At 65.1% G+C, this 23,421-nt stretch carries 23 protein-coding genes (1 of these 23 running past the window's edge); 8 read left to right on the forward strand and 15 right to left on the reverse strand.

The features are described from left to right. From msrQ to mrcB, 9 genes are all read right to left on the reverse strand, one after another. Positions 1-375 carry the 5' portion of a protein-methionine-sulfoxide reductase heme-binding subunit MsrQ gene (gene msrQ, locus K2O50_RS23055; RefSeq protein ID WP_050706951.1) on the reverse strand. Its footprint begins 234 nt before the window's first position, so the window shows 375 of its 609 coding nt (coding positions 1-375); it begins with the start codon at positions 373-375; its stop codon lies off the left edge, out of view. Further along, a complete protein-coding gene (gene msrP, locus K2O50_RS23060; protein ID WP_050706952.1) occupies positions 375-1,388 on the reverse strand; it encodes a protein-methionine-sulfoxide reductase catalytic subunit MsrP in 1,014 nt (337 codons plus the stop codon). Before msrP ends, msrQ begins: the two co-directional genes overlap by 1 nt. Positions 1,389-1,465: 77 nt before the next feature. Beyond that, positions 1,466-2,317, reverse strand: coding sequence for a CDP-diacylglycerol--serine O-phosphatidyltransferase (pssA, locus tag K2O50_RS23065; RefSeq protein WP_050706953.1), 852 nt, complete (start codon positions 2,315-2,317; stop codon positions 1,466-1,468). A 151-nt stretch (positions 2,318-2,468) separates the two neighbouring features. After that, the gene (gene ilvC, locus K2O50_RS23070; protein WP_027917653.1) at positions 2,469-3,485 is read right to left on the reverse strand and encodes a ketol-acid reductoisomerase; all 1,017 of its coding nucleotides are present in this window, start codon (positions 3,483-3,485) and stop codon (positions 2,469-2,471) included. Between the two features lie 53 nt (positions 3,486-3,538). Next, on the reverse strand, positions 3,539-4,030 hold the full coding sequence (ilvN, locus tag K2O50_RS23075; RefSeq protein ID WP_003250040.1) for an acetolactate synthase small subunit: 492 nt from the start codon (positions 4,028-4,030) through the stop codon (positions 3,539-3,541). A gap of 1 nt (position 4,031) precedes the next feature. After that, positions 4,032-5,756, reverse strand: coding sequence for an acetolactate synthase 3 large subunit (locus tag K2O50_RS23080; protein WP_050707010.1), 1,725 nt, complete (start codon positions 5,754-5,756; stop codon positions 4,032-4,034). A gap of 407 nt (positions 5,757-6,163) precedes the next feature. Further along, positions 6,164-6,496 (reverse strand): YqcC family protein, encoded by a 333-nt coding sequence (locus K2O50_RS23085; protein WP_050706954.1) that lies wholly within the window; start codon positions 6,494-6,496, stop codon positions 6,164-6,166. Beyond that, entirely contained in the window at positions 6,493-7,272 is a 780-nt protein-coding gene (locus K2O50_RS23090) for a M48 family metallopeptidase (protein ID WP_050706955.1), read from the reverse strand. The genes K2O50_RS23085 and K2O50_RS23090 overlap by 4 nt, the downstream gene beginning before the upstream one ends. 26 nt (positions 7,273-7,298) lie before the next feature. Further along, a complete protein-coding gene (mrcB, locus tag K2O50_RS23095) occupies positions 7,299-9,620 on the reverse strand; it encodes a penicillin-binding protein 1B (RefSeq protein WP_050706956.1) in 2,322 nt (773 codons plus the stop codon). A 116-nt stretch (positions 9,621-9,736) separates the two neighbouring features. Here mrcB and K2O50_RS23100 point away from each other — a divergent pair, with 116 nt between their 5' ends. The 3 genes from K2O50_RS23100 to K2O50_RS23110 all read left to right on the forward strand — a co-directional run bounded on the left by K2O50_RS23100 (position 9,737) and on the right by K2O50_RS23110 (position 12,294). Beyond that, positions 9,737-11,299 carry a bifunctional aminoglycoside phosphotransferase/ATP-binding protein gene (locus K2O50_RS23100; protein WP_050706957.1) on the forward strand — a complete coding sequence of 521 codons (1,563 nt, stop codon included), beginning with the start codon at positions 9,737-9,739 and terminating at the stop codon, positions 11,297-11,299. Between the two features lie 100 nt (positions 11,300-11,399). Further along, positions 11,400-11,753: a pentapeptide repeat-containing protein gene (locus K2O50_RS23105; RefSeq protein ID WP_050706958.1), complete on the forward strand. Its 354-nt coding sequence runs from the start codon at positions 11,400-11,402 to the stop codon at positions 11,751-11,753. Positions 11,754-12,015: 262 nt separating this feature from the next. Then, complete coding sequence (locus K2O50_RS23110; protein WP_028691223.1) at positions 12,016-12,294, forward strand: TfoX/Sxy family protein; 279 nt, start codon at positions 12,016-12,018, stop codon at positions 12,292-12,294. Positions 12,295-12,464: 170 nt separating this feature from the next. Here the strand turns inward: K2O50_RS23110 and K2O50_RS23115 are convergent, their stop codons facing one another. From K2O50_RS23115 to K2O50_RS23130, 4 genes are read right to left on the reverse strand one after another with little or no spacing between them, the layout of a single operon-like run. Further along, entirely contained in the window at positions 12,465-13,358 is an 894-nt protein-coding gene (locus tag K2O50_RS23115; protein WP_050706959.1) for a ChaN family lipoprotein, read from the reverse strand. 12 nt (positions 13,359-13,370) lie between these two features. Next, positions 13,371-14,093 carry a heme ABC transporter ATP-binding protein gene (locus K2O50_RS23120; protein ID WP_409077835.1) on the reverse strand — a complete coding sequence of 241 codons (723 nt, stop codon included), beginning with the start codon at positions 14,091-14,093 and terminating at the stop codon, positions 13,371-13,373. A gap of 44 nt (positions 14,094-14,137) precedes the next feature. Then, on the reverse strand, positions 14,138-15,121 hold the full coding sequence (locus K2O50_RS23125) for an iron ABC transporter permease (protein ID WP_177330860.1): 984 nt from the start codon (positions 15,119-15,121) through the stop codon (positions 14,138-14,140). A gap of 50 nt (positions 15,122-15,171) precedes the next feature. Then, positions 15,172-16,056 (reverse strand): hemin ABC transporter substrate-binding protein, encoded by an 885-nt coding sequence (locus K2O50_RS23130; protein ID WP_050706962.1) that lies wholly within the window; start codon positions 16,054-16,056, stop codon positions 15,172-15,174. Positions 16,057-16,217: 161 nt separating this feature from the next. On the opposite strand from K2O50_RS23130, the gene K2O50_RS23135 reads away from it, so the two are divergent. Then, positions 16,218-16,535: a Rieske 2Fe-2S domain-containing protein gene (locus K2O50_RS23135; protein ID WP_050706963.1), complete on the forward strand. Its 318-nt coding sequence runs from the start codon at positions 16,218-16,220 to the stop codon at positions 16,533-16,535. On the opposite strand, the gene sfsA is transcribed toward K2O50_RS23135, so the two are convergent. Continuing rightward, positions 16,525-17,238 (reverse strand): DNA/RNA nuclease SfsA, encoded by a 714-nt coding sequence (gene sfsA / locus K2O50_RS23140; RefSeq protein ID WP_050706964.1) that lies wholly within the window; start codon positions 17,236-17,238, stop codon positions 16,525-16,527. The two genes, K2O50_RS23135 and sfsA, sit on opposite strands and share 11 nt — an antisense overlap. Positions 17,239-17,241: 3 nt before the next feature. Next, complete coding sequence (locus K2O50_RS23145; RefSeq protein WP_050706965.1) at positions 17,242-18,414, reverse strand: pyridoxal phosphate-dependent aminotransferase; 1,173 nt, start codon at positions 18,412-18,414, stop codon at positions 17,242-17,244. A 212-nt stretch (positions 18,415-18,626) separates the two neighbouring features. On the opposite strand from K2O50_RS23145, the gene dksA reads away from it, so the two are divergent. The 4 genes from dksA (at position 18,627) to K2O50_RS23165 (ending at position 23,418) form a co-directional block, all read left to right on the forward strand. Further along, the gene (gene dksA / locus K2O50_RS23150) at positions 18,627-19,070 is read left to right on the forward strand and encodes an RNA polymerase-binding protein DksA (RefSeq protein ID WP_050706966.1); all 444 of its coding nucleotides are present in this window, start codon (positions 18,627-18,629) and stop codon (positions 19,068-19,070) included. A 100-nt stretch (positions 19,071-19,170) separates the two neighbouring features. Beyond that, a complete protein-coding gene (gluQRS, locus tag K2O50_RS23155) occupies positions 19,171-20,058 on the forward strand; it encodes a tRNA glutamyl-Q(34) synthetase GluQRS (protein ID WP_050706967.1) in 888 nt (295 codons plus the stop codon). 224 nt (positions 20,059-20,282) lie between these two features. Further along, complete coding sequence (locus K2O50_RS23160) at positions 20,283-20,459, forward strand: hypothetical protein (protein WP_003250005.1); 177 nt, start codon at positions 20,283-20,285, stop codon at positions 20,457-20,459. After that, positions 20,443-23,418 carry a sensor histidine kinase gene (locus K2O50_RS23165; RefSeq protein WP_052896099.1) on the forward strand — a complete coding sequence of 992 codons (2,976 nt, stop codon included), beginning with the start codon at positions 20,443-20,445 and terminating at the stop codon, positions 23,416-23,418. Before K2O50_RS23160 ends, K2O50_RS23165 begins: the two co-directional genes overlap by 17 nt. Positions 23,419-23,421: the final 3 nt, after the last annotated feature.

Below are 23,421 nucleotides of genomic sequence, written 5' to 3' on the forward strand. Positions count from 1 at the left end.
CAGTGCCAGCAGCCCAAGAAAACCCAAGGCACCGACAATGATGTAGGGCCGCTTGCGCAGCTCGACGCCGAACTGCCCCCAATCCAGCCCCAGGATGAACACCATGTACGCCGTCATGTGCAGCACTATATAAGCAAAGCACCACAGCCCCAGCTGGCGCCGCACCACGATCCACCCCGACCACCCCGTCAGCCGCTGCAGCGGCGTCATGCTCAGGGTAATCAAGAGAAAGATCAGCGCCCCCTGCCCGAGACGGTCCACCATGATCTTGCCCGGATCAGGACCAAGCAGCCCCATGGCCGCCTCGTACAGCCACCATACGGGGAACAGGCAACCAGTCACGAAGATCGCCAGGCGCAGCCAGGGATAACGCATCAGTAATTCTTCCGCAGGTCGAGGCCGGTATAGAGCGACGCCACTTCATCGGCATAGCCGTTGAACATCAGCGTATCGCGCACATTGGGACTGAACAGCCCGCTGGGCAGGCGACGCTCCCGGGCCTGGGTCCAGCGCGGGTGGTCGACCGTCGGGTTGACGTTGGCATAGAAGCCGTACTCGTTCGGCGCCAGCCCCTGCCAGGTGGTCTGCGGCTGATCCGCCACCAGGCTGATGCGCACGATCGACTTGATACTCTTGAATCCGTACTTCCACGGCACCACCAGACGCAATGGCGCGCCGTTCTGGTTGGGCAGCTCGCGGCCATACATGCCCACCGCCAGAATCGCCAGCGGGTTCATCGCCTCATCCAGGCGCAGACCCTCGACATAGGGCCAGTCGATCAGGGCGAAACCGGACCGCTGGCCGGGCATGCTCTTGGGGTCTTCCAGGGTTTCGAAACGGATATAGCGCGCCTTCGAAGTTGGCTCGACCTGCTTGAGCACCTCCGCCAAAGGAAAGCCCAGCCAGGGAATCACCATCGACCAGGCCTCCACGCAGCGCAAGCGGTAGATCCGCTCCTCGAGCTGGTAAGGCTTGATGAAGTCCTCCAGCGCATAGCGCCCGGGCTTGGCCACCTCGCCATCGACCACCAGGCTCCAGGGCTCGGTCTTCAGGCTGCCGGCATTGGCCGCCGGATCGCCCTTGTCGGGCCCGAACTCGTAGAAGTTGTTGTAGTGAGTGGCGTCCTTGAACGGCGTGATCGCCTCGCCACTGACGGTGACTGCCTGCCAGCGCGTGGCGCCGAGCTTGTCGGTGAACCAGCCTGGCGCGCTGCCCGCCTCGACATCGGCATAGCGGGAAACCTCCGCCGCGGTGCCCAACCGGGGCAAGGCGCCCAGGGCTGCACCTGCAAGGCTGGCGCCCAGCAACTTGCGACGGGAGAGGTAGAAACCTTCGGGGGTGATCTCGGACGACTTGCAGTCGCTGGATCGGGGAAGCTTGATGAGCATGGCGGCTCCACAGTACGGGTCACTGATGTACACGTAAGACTATGGAGCCGGCAGGTTATTCCGCGATTAAATCCTTGTCAGGATTTACGACGGCGCGCCCGCAACAGGAACTGGATCGGCCCCGACGCGGCGTAGGCGAGGAAGATCAGCAGCAGGATGCGCGGCGGATCGCTGAACACCACGGCGAACACCAGCACCACGGCCAGGATCGCGACAAAGGGCACGCGGCCCTTGAGGTCGAGCTCCTTGAAGCTGTTGTACTTGATGTTGCTGACCATCAGCATGCCCGCAGCCGCCACCAGCAGCGCCACCAGGAACGACAGCTTGGAGCCCTGGATGCCGTAGTCGCTGAACGCCCAGACGGTACCGGCCACCACGCCGGCCGCCGCCGGGCTGGCCAGGCCGATGAAGTAACGCTTGTCGGCGGTGCCGACCTGGGTGTTGAAGCGTGCCAGGCGCAGCGCGGCGCCAGCCACATAGATGAAGGCGACCATCCAGCCCACCTTGCCCATGTCGCCCAGGGCCCAGCCGAACGCCAGCAACGCCGGCGCCACGCCGAAGGCGACCATGTCCGACAGCGAGTCGTACTCGGCACCGAAGGCACTTTGCGTATTGGTCATGCGAGCCACGCGGCCGTCGAGGCCGTCGAGGACCATGGCGACGAAGATCGCGATGGCGGCGAAGGCGAAATACTTGCTCGCCTCCCGCGGATCACCCGCGCTCAGGGCGCTCTGCGCGCTCATCGAGCTGATGATGGAATAGAAGCCGGCGAACAGGTTCGCGGTGGTGAACAGGTTGGGCAGCAGATAGATACCGCGGTGACGCACCTTGCGCCCTTCGGCATCGTGGCCTTCTTCGACATGTTCATCGATAGGTAGCAGGCTTTCGGCGTCGGAGGGCTTGTTCGGCTCTTCGGGACGTTCGCTCATGAAAAGTACCTTGCAACAGGGTGGAATATGTTCGACATGGGCTCGGCAAAACCGTTCTAACAGCGAGCCACTGGTCGCTTTATACCAGAAGCTGACCGCGCAAACGAAAAAACGCGGCCGAAGCCGCGTTTTTCATTTATCGACGCAAGACTCAGTTCTTGGTCTTGTCGACGATCTTGTTGGCCGAGATCCACGGCATCATCGAACGCAGTTGCTCGCCGATGATTTCGATGCCGTGGGCGGCGTTGTTGCGGCGCTTGGCGGTCATCGAAGGATAGTTGGTGGCGCCTTCGCTGATGAACATCTTCGCGTACTCGCCGTCCTGGATGCGCTTGAGGGCATTGCGCATGGCCTTGCGGGATTCTTCGTTGATGACTTCAGGGCCGGTGACGTACTCACCGTACTCGGCGTTGTTGGAGATCGAGTAGTTCATGTTGGCGATACCGCCTTCGTACATGAGGTCGACGATCAGCTTCAGCTCGTGCAGGCACTCGAAGTAGGCCATTTCCGGGGCGTAGCCCGCTTCGACCAGGGTTTCGAAACCGGCCTTGACCAGCTCGACGGTACCGCCGCACAGAACGGCCTGCTCACCGAACAGGTCGGTTTCGGTCTCGTCCTTGAAGGTGGTTTCGATGATGCCGGTACGGCCGCCACCGACGCCAGCGGCGTAGGACAGGGCGACGTTCTTGGCGTTGCCCGAGGCGTCCTGGTAGATGGCGATCAGGTCAGGGATGCCGCCGCCCTTGACGAACTCGGAGCGCACGGTGTGGCCCGGGGCCTTCGGCGCGATCATGATCACGTCGAGGTCGGCACGCGGAACGACCTGGTTGTAGTGGATCGAGAAGCCGTGGGAGAAGGCCAGGGTAGCGCCTTTCTTGATGTTCGGCTCGATCTCGTTCTTGTACAGCTGGCCCTGGAATTCGTCCGGGGTGAGGATCATGACCAGGTCGGCAGCGGCGACGGCGGTAGCCACGTCAGCCACTTTCAGGCCATGGGCTTCTGCCTTGGCAACGGTAGCCGAACCTTTACGCAGACCGACGGTAACGTCCACACCGGAGTCCTTCAGGTTGCACGCCTGGGCGTGACCTTGCGAACCGTAGCCGATGATGGCGACTTTCTTGCCCTGGATGATGGAAAGGTCGCAGTCTTTATCGTAGAAAACTTTCATGAAATACCCCTGTTATATCTCGGCCCCAGCGGAGCCATCGCTAGTTTTTGAAGTTAGATGCTGAGCACTTTGTCGCCACGGGCAATGCCGGTGACGCCACTGCGCACGGTTTCGAGAATCGATGCGGTGCCGATGGCCTGGATGAAGCTGTCCAGCTTGTCGCTGGTGCCGCTCAGCTGCACGGTGTACACGCTGGCGGTCACGTCGACGATCTGGCCACGGAAGATATCCGTGGTGCGCTTGATTTCGGCGCGCTGGGCACCGGTGGCCTTGACCTTGACCAGCATCAGTTCGCGCTCGATGTGGGCGCTTTCCGAGAGGTCGACAAGCTTGACCACTTCGACCAGCTTGTTCAGGTTCTTGGTGATCTGCTCGATCACTTCGTCATGGCCAACGGTGGTCAGCGTCAGACGCGACAGGGTCGGGTCTTCGGTCGGTGCCACGGTCAGGCTTTCAATGTTGTAGTTGCGCTGGGAGAACAGGCCGACCACGCGAGACAAGGCACCGGGTTCGTTTTCCAGCAGCAGGGAGATGATGTGCCGCATATCAGGTACGCTCCGTCTTGCTCAGCCACATGTCACGCATCGAGCCGTCCTTGATCTGCATCGGATAGACGTGCTCGGTCCGGTCGACCGCGATGTCGATGAACACCAGGCGGTCCTTCATCGCGAAAGCCTCTTCCAGTTTCGGCTTGAGGTCTTTCAGGCTGGTGATGCGGATGCCCACATGGCCATAGGCCTCGGCCAGCTTGACGAAGTCCGGCAGCGACTCGACGTAGGAGTGCGAGTGGCGACCGTTGTAGGACATGTCCTGCCATTGGCGGACCATGCCCAGCACACCGTTGTTCAGGTTGACGATCTTCACCGGCAGGCCGTACTGCATGCAGGTGGACAGCTCCTGGATGTTCATCTGGATGCTGCCTTCACCGGTAACGCAGGCCACGTCCTGGTCGGGGAAGTTGAGCTTGACGCCCATGGCCGCCGGGAAACCGAAGCCCATGGTGCCCAGGCCACCGGAGTTGATCCAGCGGTTGGGTTTGTTGAAGCGGTAGTACTGCGCCGCGAACATCTGATGCTGGCCGACGTCGGAGGTGACGAAGGCATCGCCCTGGGTCACTTCGCACAAGGTCTCGATCACCTGTTGCGGCTTGATGATGTTGCCGTCGCCCTTGTCGTAGGGGAACAGCGCACCGTCGCCGCGCCATTCGTCGATCTGCTTCCACCAGGCATCCAGCGCCGCCTTGTCGGGCTGCTCGCCGATTTCCTTGAGGATGGTGAGCATCTCGCTCAACACGCTCTCGACCGGGCCGACGATCGGCACGTCGGCCTTGATCATCTTGGAGATCGACGCCGGGTCGATGTCGATGTGGATGATCTTGGCGTTCGGGCAGAACTTGGCCGGGCCGTTGACCACGCGGTCGTCGAAACGCGCACCGACGGCGAAGATCACGTCGGCGTGGTGCATGGCCATGTTGGCGGTGTAGCTGCCGTGCATGCCGAGCATGCCGAGGAACTGGCGATCGGTGCCCGGGAAGCCACCGAGGCCCATCAGGGTGTTGGTGACCGGCAGGTTCAGCGTCTTGGCGATTTCGGTAAGGGCTTCGGAGCCGCCGCCGAGGATCACGCCACCGCCGGAGTAGACGATCGGGCGCTTGGCCGCCAGGAGCATCTCGGCCGCCTTGCGGATCTGCCCGGAGTGACCACGAACAGCCGGGCTATACGAACGCAACTTGACCTTTTTCGGGTAGATGTACTCGAACTTCTCGGCCGGGTTGGTCATATCTTTTGGAATGTCGACCACTACCGGGCCGGGACGGCCGGACTGCGCAAGATAGAAGGCTTTTTTCAGGACTTCGGGGATTTCCGAGGCGTGCTTGATCATGAAGCTGTGCTTCACGATCGGCCGGGAGATACCGATCATGTCGGTTTCCTGGAATGCGTCGGTGCCGACCATGGTGCTGGGCACCTGGCCAGACAGGATGACCATCGGAATGGAATCCATGTAGGCGGTGGCAATGCCGGTAATGGCATTGGTCGCGCCTGGACCGGAAGTCACCAGTACCACGCCGGCCTTGCCGGTGGCACGGGCGTAACCGTCCGCCATATGGGTGGCAGCCTGTTCGTGACGGACCAGGATGTGCTGGACTTCCGGTTCCTTGAACAGGGCATCGTAAACATGAAGGAGAGCACCACCAGGGTACCCGTAGATGTGCTTAACGCCTTCGTCACGCAAGAAGCGGACGACCATCTCAGCGCCAGATAAAAGCTCCACGTTGTTCACCTCTAAAACGCCAGAATACCGCCCTCACTGAGCGGGTCTTAATAGGTTTACTGCCAAGCAGAGCATGAGCGAACGTCAGCACTGACTGAGCAAGTATTGGGAGTGCCCTGGTGTGTTGCGGGCCTTCCCACCCAGCGCGAGGTAACGCGTTGCGGGGTGTTACAAGTCGGCGCGGGTGTGCGCCTCATGATCTGCTTAGCGGGTCTGCTTCTGGCAGTCCCTCTACAGCGGAATCTGGATTCTTGTGATTCGGCGCGCACAAGTCAAGAGAAATTATTGCCAATTTTTCGGCAAGATGAATCACTGCAGCCACTAAAAAGGCTCACAGCAGCAGATTTAAGAAGATTTTCATAAAAAAGGGCCACAATCTGCGGCCCTTGAAGGAAAAAGAGAAGAAATCAGGCGGAGGGGCTGATCAATTGGTCGAATTCTGCCAACAAGCGCCGTAGCGCGCGGCTTTGTTCCGGACGGTCGACAAACACCGTCTCGGCCATGACCAGGATGCCCGAGGCATTGGGCAGCGGGTGTCCGTGCTCGAGGATCAGTTTCATCCGCGGCAGGAAGATCCACTGCAGCCACTGCTCGAAGGCCATGCTGTCGACGGCGAACGGCACCACGCTGGCCAGCGCCTCGGCGCTGGGCGCGACATCGCTCCACCAGCCCTGGACCTTGAGTTCGCGCTCGATCAGCAGCAGATGGTCGGCGATATCGAGGATGCGCTGTTCCATCACAGGTTGACCCGTGCCTTCTGCCGCGCCAGGGCCGCGCCGGCGCTGTCACCCTGCTTCTCGCGGGCCTGGGCGATGGTGTTCCACAGCTGGGCCTGCAGGTCGGGACGACCGTTGGCGTAGGTCAGGGCGCGGCGCGCGAGCTGCTCGGACTGCGCGGCGTCGCCCTGCGACAGGCGCACCTGGGCCAGGCGGAACAGCACCTGCGGCTCACGCGGGGCGATGCGCTGGGCACGCTCCAGGCTCGACGCGGCGCCGTTGAAGTCGCCACTGCCCTGCTGCTGCTGGGCGGTGGTCAGCAGCGCCAGCACCGGGCCGTCGAGCTGTTCGTCGGCGGACAGGCCGCCGCCGGAGACATTGCCCCGCGGAATCCCGGTGGGCGCGCTGGTGACCGGCGCCGGGTTGCTCATCGAGGCGATGTCGAACGGCTCGTCGGCGATCGGGTTGGGGTTGGTGCTGATCGGGCCGCTGCTGACCGGACCCGGGGTGATCGGCCCAGTGCTGATCGGCGCCGGGCCGGTACCTGCCGGGAACGACTGGATCGGCGCGCCGCCGGTCCCCTGCGGGATCATCACGGTGACGCCGGAGTCTTCCGGCAACGACCGGGCCTGGCTGCTGCCACCACTGGTCGGATAGGCCGACGTGCGGTTGGCCGAGACGCGCTCGCTGTTGGAGACCCGGGTGCTCGAATCGACCACCGGAATGTTGCCACGCGGGACGCTGGCACAGCCGTGCAGCACGGTCACTGCCGCCACGGCAGGAATCCACCACTTGTTCACTTCACACCCTCTTCAGAAGCTCGCGCTCAATTCATCCAGCCCTTGACCCAGTCCATCACCTCTTCGGCCGGGTTCTGCTCGCCACCACAGGTGGCGCCAGCGGGCGGTTCACTGCCACGAATATACGGCATCTGCACCGCTCCCGGACAGCTGCCGTCGGAACCCTGGCCGCTGTACGGATCGATCCAGGCCTGCACCACGTTGTCCGGCTGCGGCATGTCCAGCGGCAGCGGGTCGGCCTTCTTCATGAAGCTGGTCCACACCTGCAGCGCGCCGGTGGCACCGGTGAACGGCGTCTTGCCGTTGTCGTCGCGGCCCAGCCAGACCACCGCCAGCAAGTCCTGGCTGAAACCGGAGAACCAGCTATCGCGCGAGTCGTTGCTGGTACCGGTCTTGCCCGCCAGGGTCAGCGAGCTCGGCAGCACGCTGTACACCGAGCGGCCGGTGCCTTCGCGCATCACCCGCTGCATGGCGTTCTGCACCAGGTAGATCGAACCCGGGTCGAAGGTCTGCTGGATCTGGAACGGATAGCGCTTGAGCGGCTCGCCTTCGGCGGTGAGCACGCTGCGGATACCGCGCATCGGCGTGTTGAAGCCGCCGTTGGCGATGGTCTGGTACATGGTCGCCACCTGCATCGGCGACATGCCGCCGGCGCCCAGCAGCATCGACGGGAATGCCGGCCAGTCGACCTGTACGCCGAGCCGACCGATGGTCTTGATCACGTTGGGCACGCCGACTTCCAGGCCTAGCTTGGCGGTCGACAGGTTGTAGGAGTTGGCCAGGCCCTGGTACAGGTAGATGGTGCCATGGGGGCGGCGATCGTAGTTCTGCGGGCGCCACACCTGGCCGTCGGCACCCTTGACCGAGAACGGCTCGTCCTGCACCCAGCTGGTCAGGGTGAACTTGCTCGGTTGCTCCAGCGCGGTCAGGTAGACCGCCGGCTTGACCAGCGAGCCGATCGGCCGCACGGCGTCGATGGCGCGGTTGAAGCCGGCGAAGCCCGACTGGCGGCTGCCGATCAGCGCCTGCACTTCACCGGTCTCGGGGTTGGTGACGACCATCGCCGATTCCACTTCGTCGGCGCCCTTGCGCCCGGCCAGGCGCTTGAAGGTCTCGCTCATGGCGGTCTCGGCCTTCATCTGCAGGATCGGGTCGAAACTGGTGAAGATGCGCAGGCCTTCTTCGGTCAGGTCTTCGTCGCGGTAGTCCTGGCGCAGCTGACGCTTGACCAGGTCGAGGAAGGCCGGGAACGAGCTGTCGGCCAGGCTGCCGCGCTTGGTCACGCCCAGCGGCATCTTCTTCGCCGCGTCGACTACTTCCTGGGTGGCCACGCCCTGCTCGGCGAGCAGGTCGAGCACCAGGTTGCGCCGTTGCAGGGCGCGCTCGGGGTGGCGGCGTGGGTTGTAGTAGGACGGGCCCTTGACCATGCCGACCAGCAGGGCGATCTGGTGCAGCTTGAGTTCCTGCAGCGGCTGGCTGAAGAAGAACTGGCTGGCCAGGCCGAAGCCGTGCACCGCGCGCTGGCCATCCTGGCCGATGAACACTTCGTTCAGGTAGGCCTCGAGGATCTCGCGCTTGTCATAGTGCACTTCCAGGAGCACCGACATCATCGCTTCGGTCAGCTTGCGACTGAGGCTACGCTCGTTGGTGAGGAAGAAGTTCTTCACCAACTGTTGGGTCAGGGTACTGCCACCCTGGCGCATGGCGCCCGAGGAGGTGTTGACCCACACCGCCCGGGCGATGGACTTGGGCGATACGCCGAAGTGGCTGTAGAAGTCGCGGTCTTCGGTGGCGATCAGGGTTTCCACCAGGTACGGCGGCACCTGGTCGATCTTGACCAGGATGCGGTCTTCGAGGTTCTTCGGGTAGATGCCGCCGATCATCAGCGGCTCGAGGCGCACCACGTCGAGCTTGCCGCCATTGGCGCCACTGAGGCCCGCGACATAGTCGCCGGAGAAGCGCACGCGCACGAACTGCGCCGGTTCCATGCCCTCATAGAACTGGAAGCCACGGGTATTGAGATCGACGGTATTGCCGTTGACCGACGCCGCGCCAGGGCCGTTGGCCGCGCTTTCACGGCGGTAACCGAGAGCGTCGAGTTCGGTGAGGAAGTCGTTGCGGCTCAGTTTCTGGCCGACGAACAGCTCCAGCGGCCGGGCATACACCTTGGCCGGGATGGTCCAGCGCTTGCCGGAGAACTTCTCCTGGACCGTCGCATCGAGGTAGACCGCGAAGCCGGCGATCACCACCAGGCCGACCAGGCTGAGCTTGAGTGCCCAGCCCAGCCAGGCGCGGGCGCGGCCGGTCGGGCGTTTTTTAGAGGTGCGGGAATTTCGGGTACGTGTCATGGCGGCGGATTATACGCACTTTGGAAAAGGGGGGCAGACGCCTACGGCGGTTTGCAGGGACGGCACCATTGACCATAATGTCCGATTCGAATTCCCTGACCCCTGAAGGATGATCCGTGAGCCAAGCCCTGATCAGCGCGCTGCAGAACCCCGCCCTCTATCCGCACCCTGTCGCGGGCTTCCAGCTCATCGAGACGCACATCTCCTGGGTGCTGCTCACCGGCGAGTACGCCTACAAGATCAAGAAGCCGATGAACTTCGGCTTCCTCGACTTCACCGGCCTCGACCAGCGCGGGCATTTTTGTAACGAAGAGCTGCGGCTGAACCAGCGCCTGACCGAAGGCCTGTATCTGGAAGTGCTGCCGATCACCGGCAGCGTCGAGGCCCCGCAGATCGGCGGCGAAGGCCCGGCGATCGAGTACGCGCTGAAGATGCGCCAGTTCCCCCAGGACCAGATGCTCAGCACCCTGCAGGCCAACGGCGAGCTGAACGCCGGTCACATCGACCAGATGGCCCGGCAGATCGCCGAGTTCCACCTGCAGGCGCCGAACGTGCCGGTCGACCATCCGCTGGGCACCCCGGACGCGGTCATGGCGCCGGTGGAGCAGAACTTCGAGCAGATCCGCCCGTTCCTGACCGACAAGGCCGACCTGCAGCAACTGGACAACCTGCAGGCCTGGGCCCAGGACAGCTTCAAGCGCCTGCACGGCCTGCTCGAGGCGCGCAAGGCCAATGGTTTCATCCGTGAATGCCACGGCGACATCCACCTGGGCAACGCCACCCTGATCGACGGCAAGGTGGTGATCTTCGACTGCATCGAGTTCAACGAGCCGTTCCGCCTGACCGACGTCTACGCCGACGTCGGCTTCCTGGCCATGGACCTCGAGGACCGCGGCCTGAAGTGCCTGTCGCGGCGCTTCATCAGCCAGTACCTGGAGCTGACCGGCGACTACGAAGGCCTGGAGCTGCTGAACTTCTACAAGGCCTACCGCGCCCTGGTGCGGGCCAAGGTCGCGCTGTTCAGCCTGTCGCCCGACGCCGACGGCGTGCAGCGCGCCACCACCCTGCGCACCTACCGCAACTACGCCAACCTGGCCGAAAGCTACAGCGCCATCCCTTCGCGCCTGCTGGCCGTCACTCAGGGTGTCTCGGCCGTGGGCAAGAGCCATGTGGCGATGCGCCTGGTCGAGGCCCTGGGCGCCGTACGCGTGCGTTCGGACGTGGAGCGCAAGCGCCTGTTCGGCAAGCAGTCGGCAGCCGACGCCGGTCAGCTCGAGGCTGGCATTTACGACAAGGAAGCCAGCATCGCCACCTACCAGCGCCTGCATGAGCTGGCGGCGATCATCCTGCATGCCGGTTTCCCGGTAGTGCTCGATGCCACCTACCTCAAGCACGAGCAGCGCAAGGCGGCGGCGGACGTCGCCAGCGAGACCGGCGTGCCGTTCCTGATTCTCGACTGCCAGGCCCCCGACGCGGTGATCGCCAGCTGGCTGGCCCAGCGCCAGGCCGAAGCCATCGACCCTTCGGACGCCACCCTGGAAGTGATCCAGGCGCAGCAGGCCAGCCGCGACCCGCTGGATGCCGAGGAGCAGAAGCACAGCAAGCGCGTGAACACCCAGGAAAGCGCCAGCATGGACCAGCTGATCGAGCAGATCCGCCAGCACCTGCCCGGCCTTTGAGCCACAAGGCGTGAAGCAGTCGACAGTTCACGCCTGAAGTCCGGCGCCCCTCCAGTGATGTCATTACAATATCATCACACCCCACGGAGGAGGCGCCGCCATGAATCAGCCCCGTCAGCTGGACAACGTCCTGTACTCGATGATCCGCGACGAGAAGATCGCGGCGTTCAACCGCGAGAAGCCCAGCGATTCGACTATCGACTTTCGCGGCGGTGATTTCCGCGGCCTCGACCTGCGCGACCTGGACGTGCGCGGCATCGACTTCACCGACGCCTACTTTCGCGCCGCCGACCTGCGAGGGCTCGACCTGCGCGAAAACGGCCTGGAGGGCGCCAGCCTCGCCCATGCGCAGATCTCCGGGACCTACTTCCCGGCCGAGCTCAGCGCCGACGAGATCCTGATGTCGGTGAAGTTCGGGACGCGGATGCGTTATCGCAGCGCTCGCCAAGGCTAAGTGGCTGGCCTGCGCCAGGCTGTGGATGGGAACTTTGTGGGAGCGGGCTTGCCCCGCGATAGCGTCTGCCCCAGCGATCGCCATCGCGGGACAAGCCCGCTCCCACGCAACCCGCTCCCAGTAGGGTCCCATCCAGCGAAAGTACTGCATCCCGTCGGCCCCGATGGCAAAAGGCCGCGTTATTCACAACCCCCGCTACACTCCTCATTGACCTGCTCGCGATTTATCCCCACGACCCGTTCAGCCATCGCAAGGAGGCTCGATGAACGATGAATTGCAGCATCTGAAAAACCTTGGCAAGACCTCTGCGCAATGGCTGCACGCCGTCGGTATCCACAGTGCTTCGGACCTGCGCCGGCTCGGCGCGGTGGGTGCCTATCAAGCCGTGAGAACGCGAGGATTCCGGGCTTCGAAGGTGTTGTTGTACGCCATCGAGGGGGCCCTGCTGGACATGCACTGGAACGACCTGCCGGCCGAACGCAAGCAGGCGCTGAATCAACAGCTCGACGCGAAATGCCCGGCACAGAAAAACGAAAAATAATTCGCAAAAGGCATTGACGCCGAAATGAGAATCGTTATGATTATCACAACTGGTCGCGAGACCGGTTGGGTAACCTGAATGCTCCCTGGTTCGGACGCTCAGATTATCTCCTCATCAGGCTAATCACGGTTATTGACCCGGCACTTTGCCGGGTCTTTTTTGCCCGCGATTCAGTGCGCCTTGCGCAGTTGGGCGCAGTAGTCCTGCTCCGGCGTCGCCGGGGTGTACCAGACGAAGTCGGCCATGCCCGGCTCGACCGTCTCTCCCACTTCCGTCAGCAACAGCACCTTGCCCTCGGCCTTGGCGTCGAGGTCGGTCAGATGCAGGGGCACGCCCAGGTCCTTGCGCGCATGGTAGCTGCCGGTAAGCAACAGTGCCGGTTGCGGCGCTGCCAGCAGCCGCTCGGCAATGCGTCGGTCGCGCTGCTGCTGCACCGCCAACATGGCCGGCAGCTGGCTTTCCGGCAGCAGGTTGCAGTGGCCAGCGCGCACCTGGGCCAGCAGCGCCTGCACCACGGCCGGCGCATTGGAGCGCTCGCCCGGCGGTGTCACTGGCTGGCGATAGGCCTGGCGGACCTCCTCCGGTGACAGGTTCGCGGCCAGCAGCGGGTAGGGTTGGCCCAGGGCCTCGCGGACGATCGACCCATACAGCGCCCAGTCCCAGCCGGGTTGCCAGTCGAGGGCCTTGGGCAGGTCGGCTGCCGGCGAGGCCTTGCCCTTCTGCGCATCGACCAGGGCCTGCTGCTGCGGCTCGAGCATCTCCAGCAGCAGGCTGCCCTGCGGCCGGCGGCTCTCCAGGGCGCGCAGCAACCAGAGCTGCAGGCGATGGTGGTCGGGGTTGTCGTGCTTTTCACCCACCAGCACCCGTGGCGCATCGGCCAGGCGCTGGACCAGCTGCCCAGGGCTCAAGGCCTGACCGCTGGACAATTCGATGATCCGCCCCAACTGGGCGTTGTCACGGCCCTCGGTGCCCTGCCAGGCCGGCACGGGTGGCAGGCTCGCCTGGCAACCGCCCAGCGCCAGCACCAGGCAGATGGACAGGCCGGACAGCAGGGGATGGCGCATGGCGAAAGCCTCTTAGCGAGTGATGATCAGCGGATGGCCGCGCTCCGGGTGCGGCTGGACCAGGACATCGATACCGAACACTGCCCGCAGCGCCGCCGGCGTCAGCACCTGTTGCGGCGTGTCCAGGGCATGGCAGCGGCCCTGCTCCAGCAGCAGGATATGGTCACAGTAGCGTGCCGCCAGGTTCAGGTCATGCAGGATGACCAGCACCGCCGCGCCACGGTCGGCGAAGCTGCGCACAGCTTGCAGCGTGGTGTGCTGGTGCAGCGGGTCGAGCGCAGAGGTGGGCTCGTCGAGCAGCAGCGTGGTACCCGGCTCGCCGGGCCACAGCTGGGCCAGTACCCGCGCCAGGTGCACGCGCTGGCGTTCGCCGCCGGACAGCGCCAGGTAGCTGCGCTCGACCAGATGCCCCGCATCCGCCGCCGCCAGCGCCGCCTCGACGATCTCCCGGTCACGCTGACGGCCGCTGGCATGGGGAAGTCGACCTAAGCCGACCACCTCCTCGACACTGAACGCAAAGCCCAGGCTGGACACCTGCGGCAACACCGCCAGTCGCCGTGCCCGTTCCTGGCCCGACCAGCCCTCCAGACCGCGACCATCGAGGCGGACCTGCCCGGCGCTGGGCACAAGTTCGCCACACAGGGTACCGAGCAGGCTGCTCTTGCCGGCGCCGTTCGGCCCGAGCACGCCAAGAACCTGCCCGGGCCGCAGCGTCAGGTTGATGTCGTGCAGCACCAGGCTGCCACCGCGCTTGAGGGAGAGCCCTTGGACGTCGAGCATCAGCTGCGCACCTTCACCAACAGGAACAGGAAGAATGGCGCCCCGATGAACGCGGTGACAATGCCGATCGGCAATTCCGCCGGGGCCAGGGCCAGGCGCGCGATCAGGTCGGCGAACAGCAGCAGAGTGCCGCCCGCCAGCAGCGACGCTGGCAACAGCACCCGGTGATCCGGCCCGGCCACCAGCCGCACCAGGTGCGGTACCACCAGGCCGATGAAGCCGATCAGGCCGGCGGCGGCAACCGCCGCCCCAACGCCCAGCGCCGTGCAGAACACCAGTTCGCGCTTGAGCCCCTCGACCTCGATGCCCAGGTGACGGGCTTCCGACTCGCCCAGCAGCAACGCGTTGAGCGCCTGTGCCCGGCGTGGCAGCCAGAGGGCCACGGCCGCCGCCACCAGCAGCAAGGGCCAGAGCCGCTCGTAGCTGGCACCGTTGAGGCTGCCCAGGTTCCAGAACGTCAGGGTGCGCAGGGTGGCGTCGTCGGCCAGGTAGGTGAACAGCCCCACCGCCGAGCCGCCCAGCGCGGTCATGGCGATACCGGCCAGGAGCATGGTGGCCACGTTGGTCTGGCCGTCACGCCGCCCCAGGCGGTAGACCATTGCCGTGACGCCCAGGCCGCCGACGAAGGCGCAGAGCGACAGCAGGTAAGGCGCGAACCAGTCGGGAATGCCCCCCAGCCAACTACCGCCGACGATCGCCACCGCCGCGCCCAGGGCGGCGCCGCTGGCAACGCCGACCAGCCCCGGGTCGGCCAGCGGGTTGCGAAACAGCCCCTGCATCGCCACGCCGGACAACGCCAGCACGGCACCGACCGCCAGCCCCAGCAGGGTGCGCGGCAGGCGGATCTGGCCGAGGATCATCTCGGCCTGCTCCAGGCCCTCGCCGGATACCGGCAAACCAATCAGGCGCAGGCCGGCGCGCAGGGTGTCGAGCAACGGCAGGCTGACCGGGCCCAGCGCCAGCGACAGCCAGACCGCGAGCAGGCATAGCAACGCCAGGGTAATGAACAGCGTACGTGGTCGAACCCGCTGCCTCATGGGTTGAAGCTGGCCTTGGCGGCAGGATAAAAACTGGCGGCCAGCTCATGCAGGGTGGCGGGCAGGCGCGGGCCCAGGCCACCGACCAGCAGCGTCGGGTCGAACGATAGCAGGCGCTTGTCGCGCACCGCGCGCGAAGTCGCCAGGGCCGGGTTTTCCTTGATCAGTGCCTGCAGGGCCTGCTCGCCGCTGAGGGCCCGGTCGGAGACCACCACCACGTCCGGATTCAGCGCGGCGAGGGCCTCCACAGAGAAGTTCTTGTAGCCCTGGTGATCGGCGAGGTTGCGTCCTCCTGCCTGGCGCAGCACCCAGTCCCCGGCAGTACCCTGCCCCGCGATCATCGGCTTGGCGCCGGCATGGCCGACCAACAGCAGGACGCCGGGCGCCTGGTGCCCGGCCTTAGCCTGTTCGACCTGCTTGTGCAGCGCCTCCAGTTGCCGGCGATAGTCGGCGGCCAGCGCCTCGGCCTTCTGCTCGTCACCGAGCAACGCCCCCAGGTGCTTGAGGTTCTCGTCCACCGCGCCGACCTCGGCCTTGCTGGAAAACAGCTCGACCCGCACCCCGGCCTTGCGGATCTGCGCCAGCACCGGCGGCGGCCCCATTTCCTCGGTACCCACCAGCACATCGGGGCGCAGGCTGAGGATGCCCTCGGCCGACAACTGGCGCTGGTAGCCGATGCTGGGCAGCGCCTTGAGCGACTCGGGGTGCTGGCTGGTGGTGTCGACACCGACCAGCCGCTGCTCGCCGCCCAGGGCGCTGATCCACTCGCTCAGGGCGCCACCGGCGCTGACCCAGCGCTGCGGAAGCTCGGCGGCCATGGTTTGGGCGGACAGGGCAAGACCGGCGCACAGGGCAATCAAGGCAGCGGGACGGCGCATCATCGGATTCCTTTGCAGAGGGCGGGCAGCACACCTTGTGGCGGGCGGCACAAGTGCGCACCATAGACAGCCTGGCGCGGCGAATGCGGGCAATTTGATAATTATTCGCATTGAAGCGTCAAGCCATCCCTTTGTCACACGGCTTAACCGGAAGCTCCGCTGCAATGCATTTTCTCTGCTCCTCCAACGACCTCGCCGAGGGCCACAGCCGCGCCTTCAGCGTAGCCGGCGTGCCGCTGTTCGGCGTGCGCCGCCAGGGCAAGGTCCACCTCTACCGCAACCGCTGCCCGCACCGGGGCATCCCGCTGAACTGGGCAGCGGACAGCTTTCTCGACGACAGCGCCAGCCTGATCCAGTGCGCCCATCACGGGGCCCAGTTCCTGATAGAAAGCGGCGAATGCATCACCGGCCCCTGCGCGGGCGAGTGGCTGGAAGCCCTGGACTGCCGGGAAGACAGCCAGGGCATCTGGCTCACGGATTGAGCAGCACCGGCAGCCGGCGATCGATGACCAGTTGCTGCGCATCCAGGCGGGTGCCGTAGGCCAGTACCTCGACCCCTTGCGCCACGGCGGCGCGCAGGGCCTGGGCATAGGCGGCGTCGATCTCCTCGGCAGGGCGCACGGCCTCGATACCGGTCAGGTTCACGCAATACAGCTGCACCGCACGGATGCCCTGGCGCGCCAGGGCGGCCAGCTCGCGCAGGTGCTTGGCGCCGCGCTGGGTGACGGCGTCGGGGAAGGCCGCCACCGGCGTGTCGGGGTAACCCAAGGTCACGCTCTTGACCTCGACATAGGCCTTGGTGCCATCGGCATACTCCAGGTAGAAGTCGATCCGGCTGCGCTCCTCGCCATAGGCCACCTCACGCTTGAGCGTGGTGAAGCCGGCCAGCTCGCTGACCACGCCGGCGCGCAAGGCCTCCTCCACCAAGGCGTTGGCGCGCCCGGTGTTGACGCAGGCCAGACGGCCCTGGGGCGTTTGGCTGATCTCCCAGGTACCGGGCAACTTGCGCTTGGGGTCGTTGGAGCGGCTGAACCACACCTGCCCGCCCTCGCGCATGCAATTGAGCATGGAACCGGTGTTGGGGCAGTGGATGGTGATCTGCTCGCCACTGGCCAGCTCGATGTCGGCCAGGAAGCGTTTGTAGCGGCGCAGCAGGCGCGCCTGTTCCAGGGGCGGAAACTGCATCGGTCAGCCCTGCCAGCTCTGCAGGCCACGGGCGATGCGCTGTACCGCCTCTTCCAGGCGCGGCAGGCTCTGGGTGTAGGCGAAACGCACATGATGACCGGCCTGATGCCGGCCGAAGTCCAGCCCCGGGGTGAACGCCAGGTGCTCGGTTTCCAGGAAATGCCGGCAGAACGCGAAGGCATCGCCGCCGAACGCGCTGATATCGGCATACAGATAGAAGGCCCCCTGCGGTTCCACGGCGATGCCGAAGCCCAGCCCGCGCAACGCCGGCAGCAGGTAGTCGCGGCGGCGAGCGAACTCGGCGCGGCGCTCCTCGAGGATCGCCAGGGTTTGCGGCTCGAAGCAAGCCAGCGCGGCATGCTGGGCCATGCTCGGAGCACTGATGTAGAGGTTCTGCGCCAGCTTTTCCAGGTCGCCCACCGCCGACGGCGGGGCCACCAGCCAGCCCAGGCGCCAGCCGGTCATGCCGAAATATTTGGAAAAACTGTTCAGGACGAAGGCCTCATCGTCCACTTCCAGCACGCTCGGCGCGTCCATGCCGTAGGTGAGGCCGTGGTAGATCTCGTCCACCACCAGATGTCCATGACGCTCGCGGGTGGCCCTGGAAAGGCTGGCCAGCTCGTCGCGGTCGAGCACCGTGCCGGTCGGGTTGGCTGGCGAGGCGACCAGGGCGCCGACGGTGTCCTTGTCCCAATGGCGATCGACCAGATCGGCGGTCAATTGGTAATTGACGTCCGGCCCCACCGGCACCAGTTGCGCGCCGCCTTCGACCAGGCGCAGGAAATGCCGGTTGCACGGATAACCCGGGTCGGCCAGCAGCCAGTGCTTGCCCGGATCGACCAGCAGGCTGCTGGCCAGCAGCAGCGCGCCGGAGCCGCCCGGAGTGATGAGCACGCGCTCCGGATCGAGGTCCACACCGTAGCGCTGGCCATAGAACCCGGCGATCGCCTCGCGCAGCTGCGGCAGCCCACGGGCCGCCGTGTAGCGGGTGTGCCCGGCGGCCAGGGCGGCCTGACCGGCGGCGACGATCGGCGCGGCGGTGGTGAAGTCCGGCTCGCCGATCTCGAGGTGGATCACGTCGTGGCCTGCGGCTTGCAGCTCGTTGGCACGGGCCAGCAGGGCCATGACGTGGAAGGGTTCGATGGCGCGACTGCGCGCACTGTGTGGCTGAGCCATGGGCCTTCTCTCAATTGGGTCTAAACTGGTGATTCTACCTGTGCACGCCAACGAACGCGCCGGTCAAGCCGCTGTCAAAAGCAGGCATAGGGCGGGGTAGCGCACCCTGGATCTATCTGGTAAGTTCGGCGGCTCGCAGTCGCAGGGCCGGCGGGCGCCGGAGATGGAAGCAGCCTGCGCATTGGATCAGATGAGTGAGAGGCGGTCTATTCATGTCCACCGTAGAAAAGCAAAAAGTCCAGACCATGTACGGTGTCGAACCCTACGTAGAGACCAAGGGTGAGGAGTACATGGGCGAGCCCATGAAGAAGCACTTCACCAAGCTCCTCAATGCCTGGAAAGGCGAGCTGATGGTCAGTGTGGATCGCACCGTGGACCACATGAAGGACGAAGCAGCCAACTTCCCCGACCCGGCGGACCGTGCCAGCCAGGAAGAAGAATTCGCCCTGGAGCTGCGCAACCGCGATCGCGAACGCAAGCTGATCAAGAAGATCGACAAGACCCTCGACAAGATCAAGGCCGACGAGTACGGCTGGTGCGACTCCTGCGGCATCGAGATCGGCCTGCGCCGCCTCGAGGCCCGTCCGACCGCCGACCTGTGCTTCGACTGCAAGGAAATTGCGGAGAAGAAGGAAAAGACTGTCGGTAAAGGCTGATCCCTGACCCTCGCAGACGGGGCGTATCGGTTGTGGAAGCAGGCTAGCCCGCTTTCTACGACGGGTACGCCCCGTCTTCATTTATATAGCTGTGCAATCCATGAACGACTCCCGCTACATCGGCCGCTTCGCCCCCACCCCCAGCGGCTTCCTGCACTTCGGCTCGCTGGTCGCCGCCCTCGCCTCCTGGCTCGACGCCCGCGCCGTGAACGGCCGCTGGCTGCTGCGTATGGAAGACACCGACCCGCCCCGGGAGATGCCCGGCGCCCGTGACGCGATCCTGCAGACACTGGAACGCTACGGGTTGGAGTGGGACGGCGAGGTGGTGTTCCAGAGCCAGCGTCACGATGCCTATGCCGCGGTGGTCGACCGCCTGTTCAACATGGGCCTGGCCTATGCCTGCACCTGCTCGCGCAAGCAGCTGGAAGGGCACAACGGCATCTACCCGGGCTTTTGCCGCAACGCCGGGCACGCTCGCGAAGGCGCGGCGATCCGTCTGCGGGTGCCGGAGCTGATCTACCGATTCAGCGACCGGGTCCAGGGCACCTTCGAGCAACACCTGGGCCGCGAGGTAGGCGACTTCGTCATCCAGCGTCGCGACGGGCTGTATGCCTATCAACTGGCGGTGGTGCTGGACGATGCCTGGCAGGGTGTCACCGATATCGTGCGCGGCGCCGACCTGCTGGACAACACGCCGCGCCAGCTGTACCTGCAAGAGTTGCTGGGGTTCTCGCAGCCACGTTACCTGCACATTCCATTGATCGTGCAGCCGGACGGGCACAAGCTGGGCAAGTCGTACCGCTCACCACCGCTGGAGGCGGACCAGGCGACGCCGTTGCTGCTGCGAGCCCTGCGGGCATTGGGGCAGCAGGCCGATCCGGCACTGGCGGGGGCCAGCCCGGCCGAGGTGCTGGCGGTGGCCCGGCAGCAGTGGCGGCCGGAGCACATTACGCGGCAGATGACGGTGCCCGAGGCTGAATTGCGCTGAGGCAGTACCAGCCCTATCGCGGGGCAAGCCCGCTCCCACGCAGACCACATTGGCATCGTGGGAGCGGGCTTGCCCCGCGATAGGGCCAGAACATGCAATATCAAAATCAAAAGCCCAACAAATTCAACCCCTTGGCGAACCCTACCGATTCCCGCTAGCATCGCCCCAGCCATTTGCGCCAATAATAAGTCCAAGCCCGCAGCGCCCAACCCATCGAGGCCAGCATGTACATCTATCGTTTGGTCCTGCTTCTGGTCGTGGGGATCTACCTGTTCTCCCCGGCCATCATGGACTGGTGGATCGAACCGACCGGTGCCTGGTACCGCCCCTACCTGCTCTGGCTGATCCTGATCGTCGTCACCTTCATCCTGCAGAGCCAACGAGATGCCGATGAGCTTTAGCCTGACCCAGATGATCCTGATCAGCGCCGCCTACCTGCTGGTGCTGTTCGGCGTGGCCTGGATCAGCGAACGCGGGCTGATCCCGCGCGCGGTCATCCGCCACCCCCTGACCTACACCCTGTCGCTGGGCGTCTACGCCAGCGCCTGGGCCTTCTATGGCTCGGTCGGCCTGGCCTACCAGTACGGCTACGGCTTCCTCGCCTGTTACCTGGGGGTGTCGGGGGCCTTCCTGCTGGCGCCGGTGCTGCTCTACCCGATCCTCAAGATCACCCGCACCTACCAGCTGTCGTCGCTGGCCGACCTGCTGGCGTTTCGTTTTCGCAGCACCTGGGCCGGCGCGCTGACCACCATCTTCATGCTGATCGGCGTGCTGCCGCTGCTGGCCCTGCAGATCCAGGCGGTGGCCGACTCGATCAGCATCCTCACCGGCGAACCGGTCAAGGCACGGGTGGCATTCGCCTTCTGCGTGCTGATCGTGCTGTTCACCATCTTCTTCGGCTCGCGCCATATCGCCACCCGCGAGAAGCACGAAGGCCTGGTATTCGCCATCGCCTTCGAATCGGTGATCAAGCTGCTGGCCCTGGGCGGCGTCGGCCTCTATGCGCTGTACGGCGTGTTCGGCGGACCACATGGCCTGGAAGTCTGGCTGCTGCAGAACCAGACCGCCCTCGCCGCCCTGCACACGCCGCTGCAGGAAGGGCCATGGCGTACCCTGCTGCTGGTGTTCTTCGCCTCGGCGATCGTCATGCCGCACATGTACCACATGGCCTTCACCGAGAACTTGAGCCCGCGCTCGCTGGTCAGCGCCAGCTGGGGCCTGCCGCTGTTCCTGCTGCTGATGAGCCTGGCCGTGCCGCTGGTGCTGTGGGCCGGCCTGCGCCTGGGCGCCAGCACCAACCCCGAGTACTTCACCCTGGGCCTGGGCATCGCCGCCAACAACGAAGCGCTGGCGCTGCTGGCCTATGTCGGCGGGCTGTCGGCCGCCAGCGGGCTGATCATCGTCACCACCCTGGCGCTGTCGGGCATGGCCCTGAACCACCTGGTGCTGCCGCTGTACCAGCCGCCGGCCGAAGGCAACATCTACCGCTGGCTGAAATGGACCCGCCGGGCGCTGATCGTCGCCATCATCACCGCCGGCTTCATCTTCTACCTGACCCAGAACACCCACCAGAGCCTGGCCAACCTGGGCATCGTCGCCTTCGTCGCCACCCTGCAGTTCCTGCCCGGCGTGCTTTCGGTGCTGTACTGGCCGACCGCCAACCGCCGCGGCTTCATCGCCGGACTGCTGGCCGGCATGCTGGTGTGGATGGTGACCATGCTGCTGCCGCTGCTGGGCAACCTGCAGGGCTTCTATATCCCGCTGCTGGACATGATCTACGTGCTGGACGACACCAGCTGGCACATGGCGGCCATCGCCTCGCTGGCGGCCAACGTCCTGCTGTTCACCCTGATCTCGCTGTTCACCAACGCCAGCAGCGAAGAAGTCAGCGCCGCCGAGGCCTGCGCGGTGGACAACGTGCGTCGCCCGCAGCGCCGCGAGCTGCACGCCGCCTCGCCCCAGGAGTTCGCCACCCAGCTGGCCAAGCCGCTGGGCGCCAAGGCCGCGCAGAAAGAGGTGGAACAGGCCCTGCGCGACCTCTACCTGCCCTTCGACGAGCGCCGCCCCTACGCCCTGCGCCGCCTGCGCGACCGCATCGAGGCCAACCTCTCCGGCCTGATGGGTCCGAGCGTGGCCCAGGACATGGTCGAGACCTTCCTGCCCTATAAATCCGGCAACGAGAACTACGTCACCGAGGACATCCACTTCATCGAAAGCCGCCTCGAGGACTACCACTCGCGTCTGACCGGCCTTGCCGCCGAGCTCGACGCCTTGCGCCGCTACCACCGCCAGACCCTGCAGGAACTGCCCATGGGCGTGTGCTCGCTGGCCAAGGACCAGGAGATCCTGATGTGGAACAAGGCCATGGAGGAGCTCACCGGGATCGCCGCCAAGCACGTGGTCGGTTCGCGCCTGGTGACCATCGGCGAGCCCTGGCGCGGCCTGCTGCAAGGCTTCATCAACGTGCCCGACGAACACCTGCACAAGCAGCGACTGGCCCTCGATGGCCAACCGCGCTGGCTCAACCTGCACAAGGCGGCCATCGACGAGCCACTGGCCCCGGGCAACAGCGGCCTGGTGCTGCTGGTCGAGGACCTCACCGAGACCCAGGCGCTGGAAGACAAGCTGGTGCACTCCGAACGCCTGGCCAGCATCGGTCGCCTGGCGGCGGGGGTGGCCCACGAGATCGGCAACCCGATCACCGGCATCGCTTGCCTGGCGCAGAACCTGCGTGAGGAGCGCGAGGGCGACGGCGAGATCATCGAGCTGTCCAGCCAGATCCTCGAACAGACCAAGCGCGTTTCGCGCATCGTCCAGTCGCTGATGAGCTTCGCCCATGCCGGCGGCAGCCAGCAGAACAGCGAGGAGCCGGTGTGCCTGGCCGAAGTCGCGCAGGACGCCATTGGTCTGCTGGCCTTGAACCGGCGCAATTTCGAAGTACAGTTCTTCAACCTCTGCGACCCGGAGCACTGGGTCGAGGGCGACCCGCAGCGCCTGGCCCAGGTGCTGATCAACCTGCTTTCCAACGCCCGCGACGCCTCCCCGCCCGGCAGCGCCGTGCGCGTGCGCAGCGAAGTGAACGAACACACCGTCGACCTGATCGTCGAGGACGAAGGCAGCGGCATCCCGAAAAGCATCATGGACCGCCTCTTCGAACCCTTCTTCACCACCAAGGACCCGGGCGAAGGCACCGGACTGGGGCTCGCTCTGGTCTATTCCATCGTGGAAGAGCATTATGGGCAAATCACCATCGACAGCCCGGCCGACATCGAGCGCCAACGTGGTACCCGGATCCGCGTGACCCTGCCCCGGCATGTCGTAGCGACGTCCCCTGAAATTCGAGACCGTCGAGAGAATTGAATC

Source organism: Pseudomonas sp. 2hn, from assembly GCF_019646095.1.
In the GTDB taxonomy this organism is placed as follows: Bacteria; Pseudomonadota; Gammaproteobacteria; order Pseudomonadales; family Pseudomonadaceae; genus Aquipseudomonas; species Aquipseudomonas peradeniyensis.

Coding starts and splice junctions, on each gene's coding strand:
- msrP (WP_050706952.1), bottom strand. CDS start 1,388: ATGCTCATCAAGCTTCCCCGATCCAGCGACTGCAAGTCGTCCGAGATC.
- pssA (WP_050706953.1), bottom strand. CDS start 2,317: ATGAGCGAACGTCCCGAAGAGCCGAACAAGCCCTCCGACGCCGAAAGC.
- ilvC (WP_027917653.1), bottom strand. CDS start 3,485: ATGAAAGTTTTCTACGATAAAGACTGCGACCTTTCCATCATCCAGGGC.
- ilvN (WP_003250040.1), bottom strand. CDS start 4,030: ATGCGGCACATCATCTCCCTGCTGCTGGAAAACGAACCCGGTGCCTTG.
- mrcB (WP_050706956.1), bottom strand. CDS start 9,620: ATGACACGTACCCGAAATTCCCGCACCTCTAAAAAACGCCCGACCGGC.
- K2O50_RS23105 (WP_050706958.1), top strand. CDS start 11,400: ATGAATCAGCCCCGTCAGCTGGACAACGTCCTGTACTCGATGATCCGC.
- K2O50_RS23110 (WP_028691223.1), top strand. CDS start 12,016: ATGAACGATGAATTGCAGCATCTGAAAAACCTTGGCAAGACCTCTGCG.
- K2O50_RS23115 (WP_050706959.1), bottom strand. CDS start 13,358: ATGCGCCATCCCCTGCTGTCCGGCCTGTCCATCTGCCTGGTGCTGGCG.
- K2O50_RS23130 (WP_050706962.1), bottom strand. CDS start 16,056: ATGATGCGCCGTCCCGCTGCCTTGATTGCCCTGTGCGCCGGTCTTGCC.
- K2O50_RS23135 (WP_050706963.1), top strand. CDS start 16,218: ATGCATTTTCTCTGCTCCTCCAACGACCTCGCCGAGGGCCACAGCCGC.
- sfsA (WP_050706964.1), bottom strand. CDS start 17,238: ATGCAGTTTCCGCCCCTGGAACAGGCGCGCCTGCTGCGCCGCTACAAA.
- K2O50_RS23145 (WP_050706965.1), bottom strand. CDS start 18,414: ATGGCTCAGCCACACAGTGCGCGCAGTCGCGCCATCGAACCCTTCCAC.
- dksA (WP_050706966.1), top strand. CDS start 18,627: ATGTCCACCGTAGAAAAGCAAAAAGTCCAGACCATGTACGGTGTCGAA.
- gluQRS (WP_050706967.1), top strand. CDS start 19,171: ATGAACGACTCCCGCTACATCGGCCGCTTCGCCCCCACCCCCAGCGGC.
- K2O50_RS23160 (WP_003250005.1), top strand. CDS start 20,283: ATGTACATCTATCGTTTGGTCCTGCTTCTGGTCGTGGGGATCTACCTG.
- K2O50_RS23165 (WP_052896099.1), top strand. CDS start 20,443: ATGCCGATGAGCTTTAGCCTGACCCAGATGATCCTGATCAGCGCCGCC.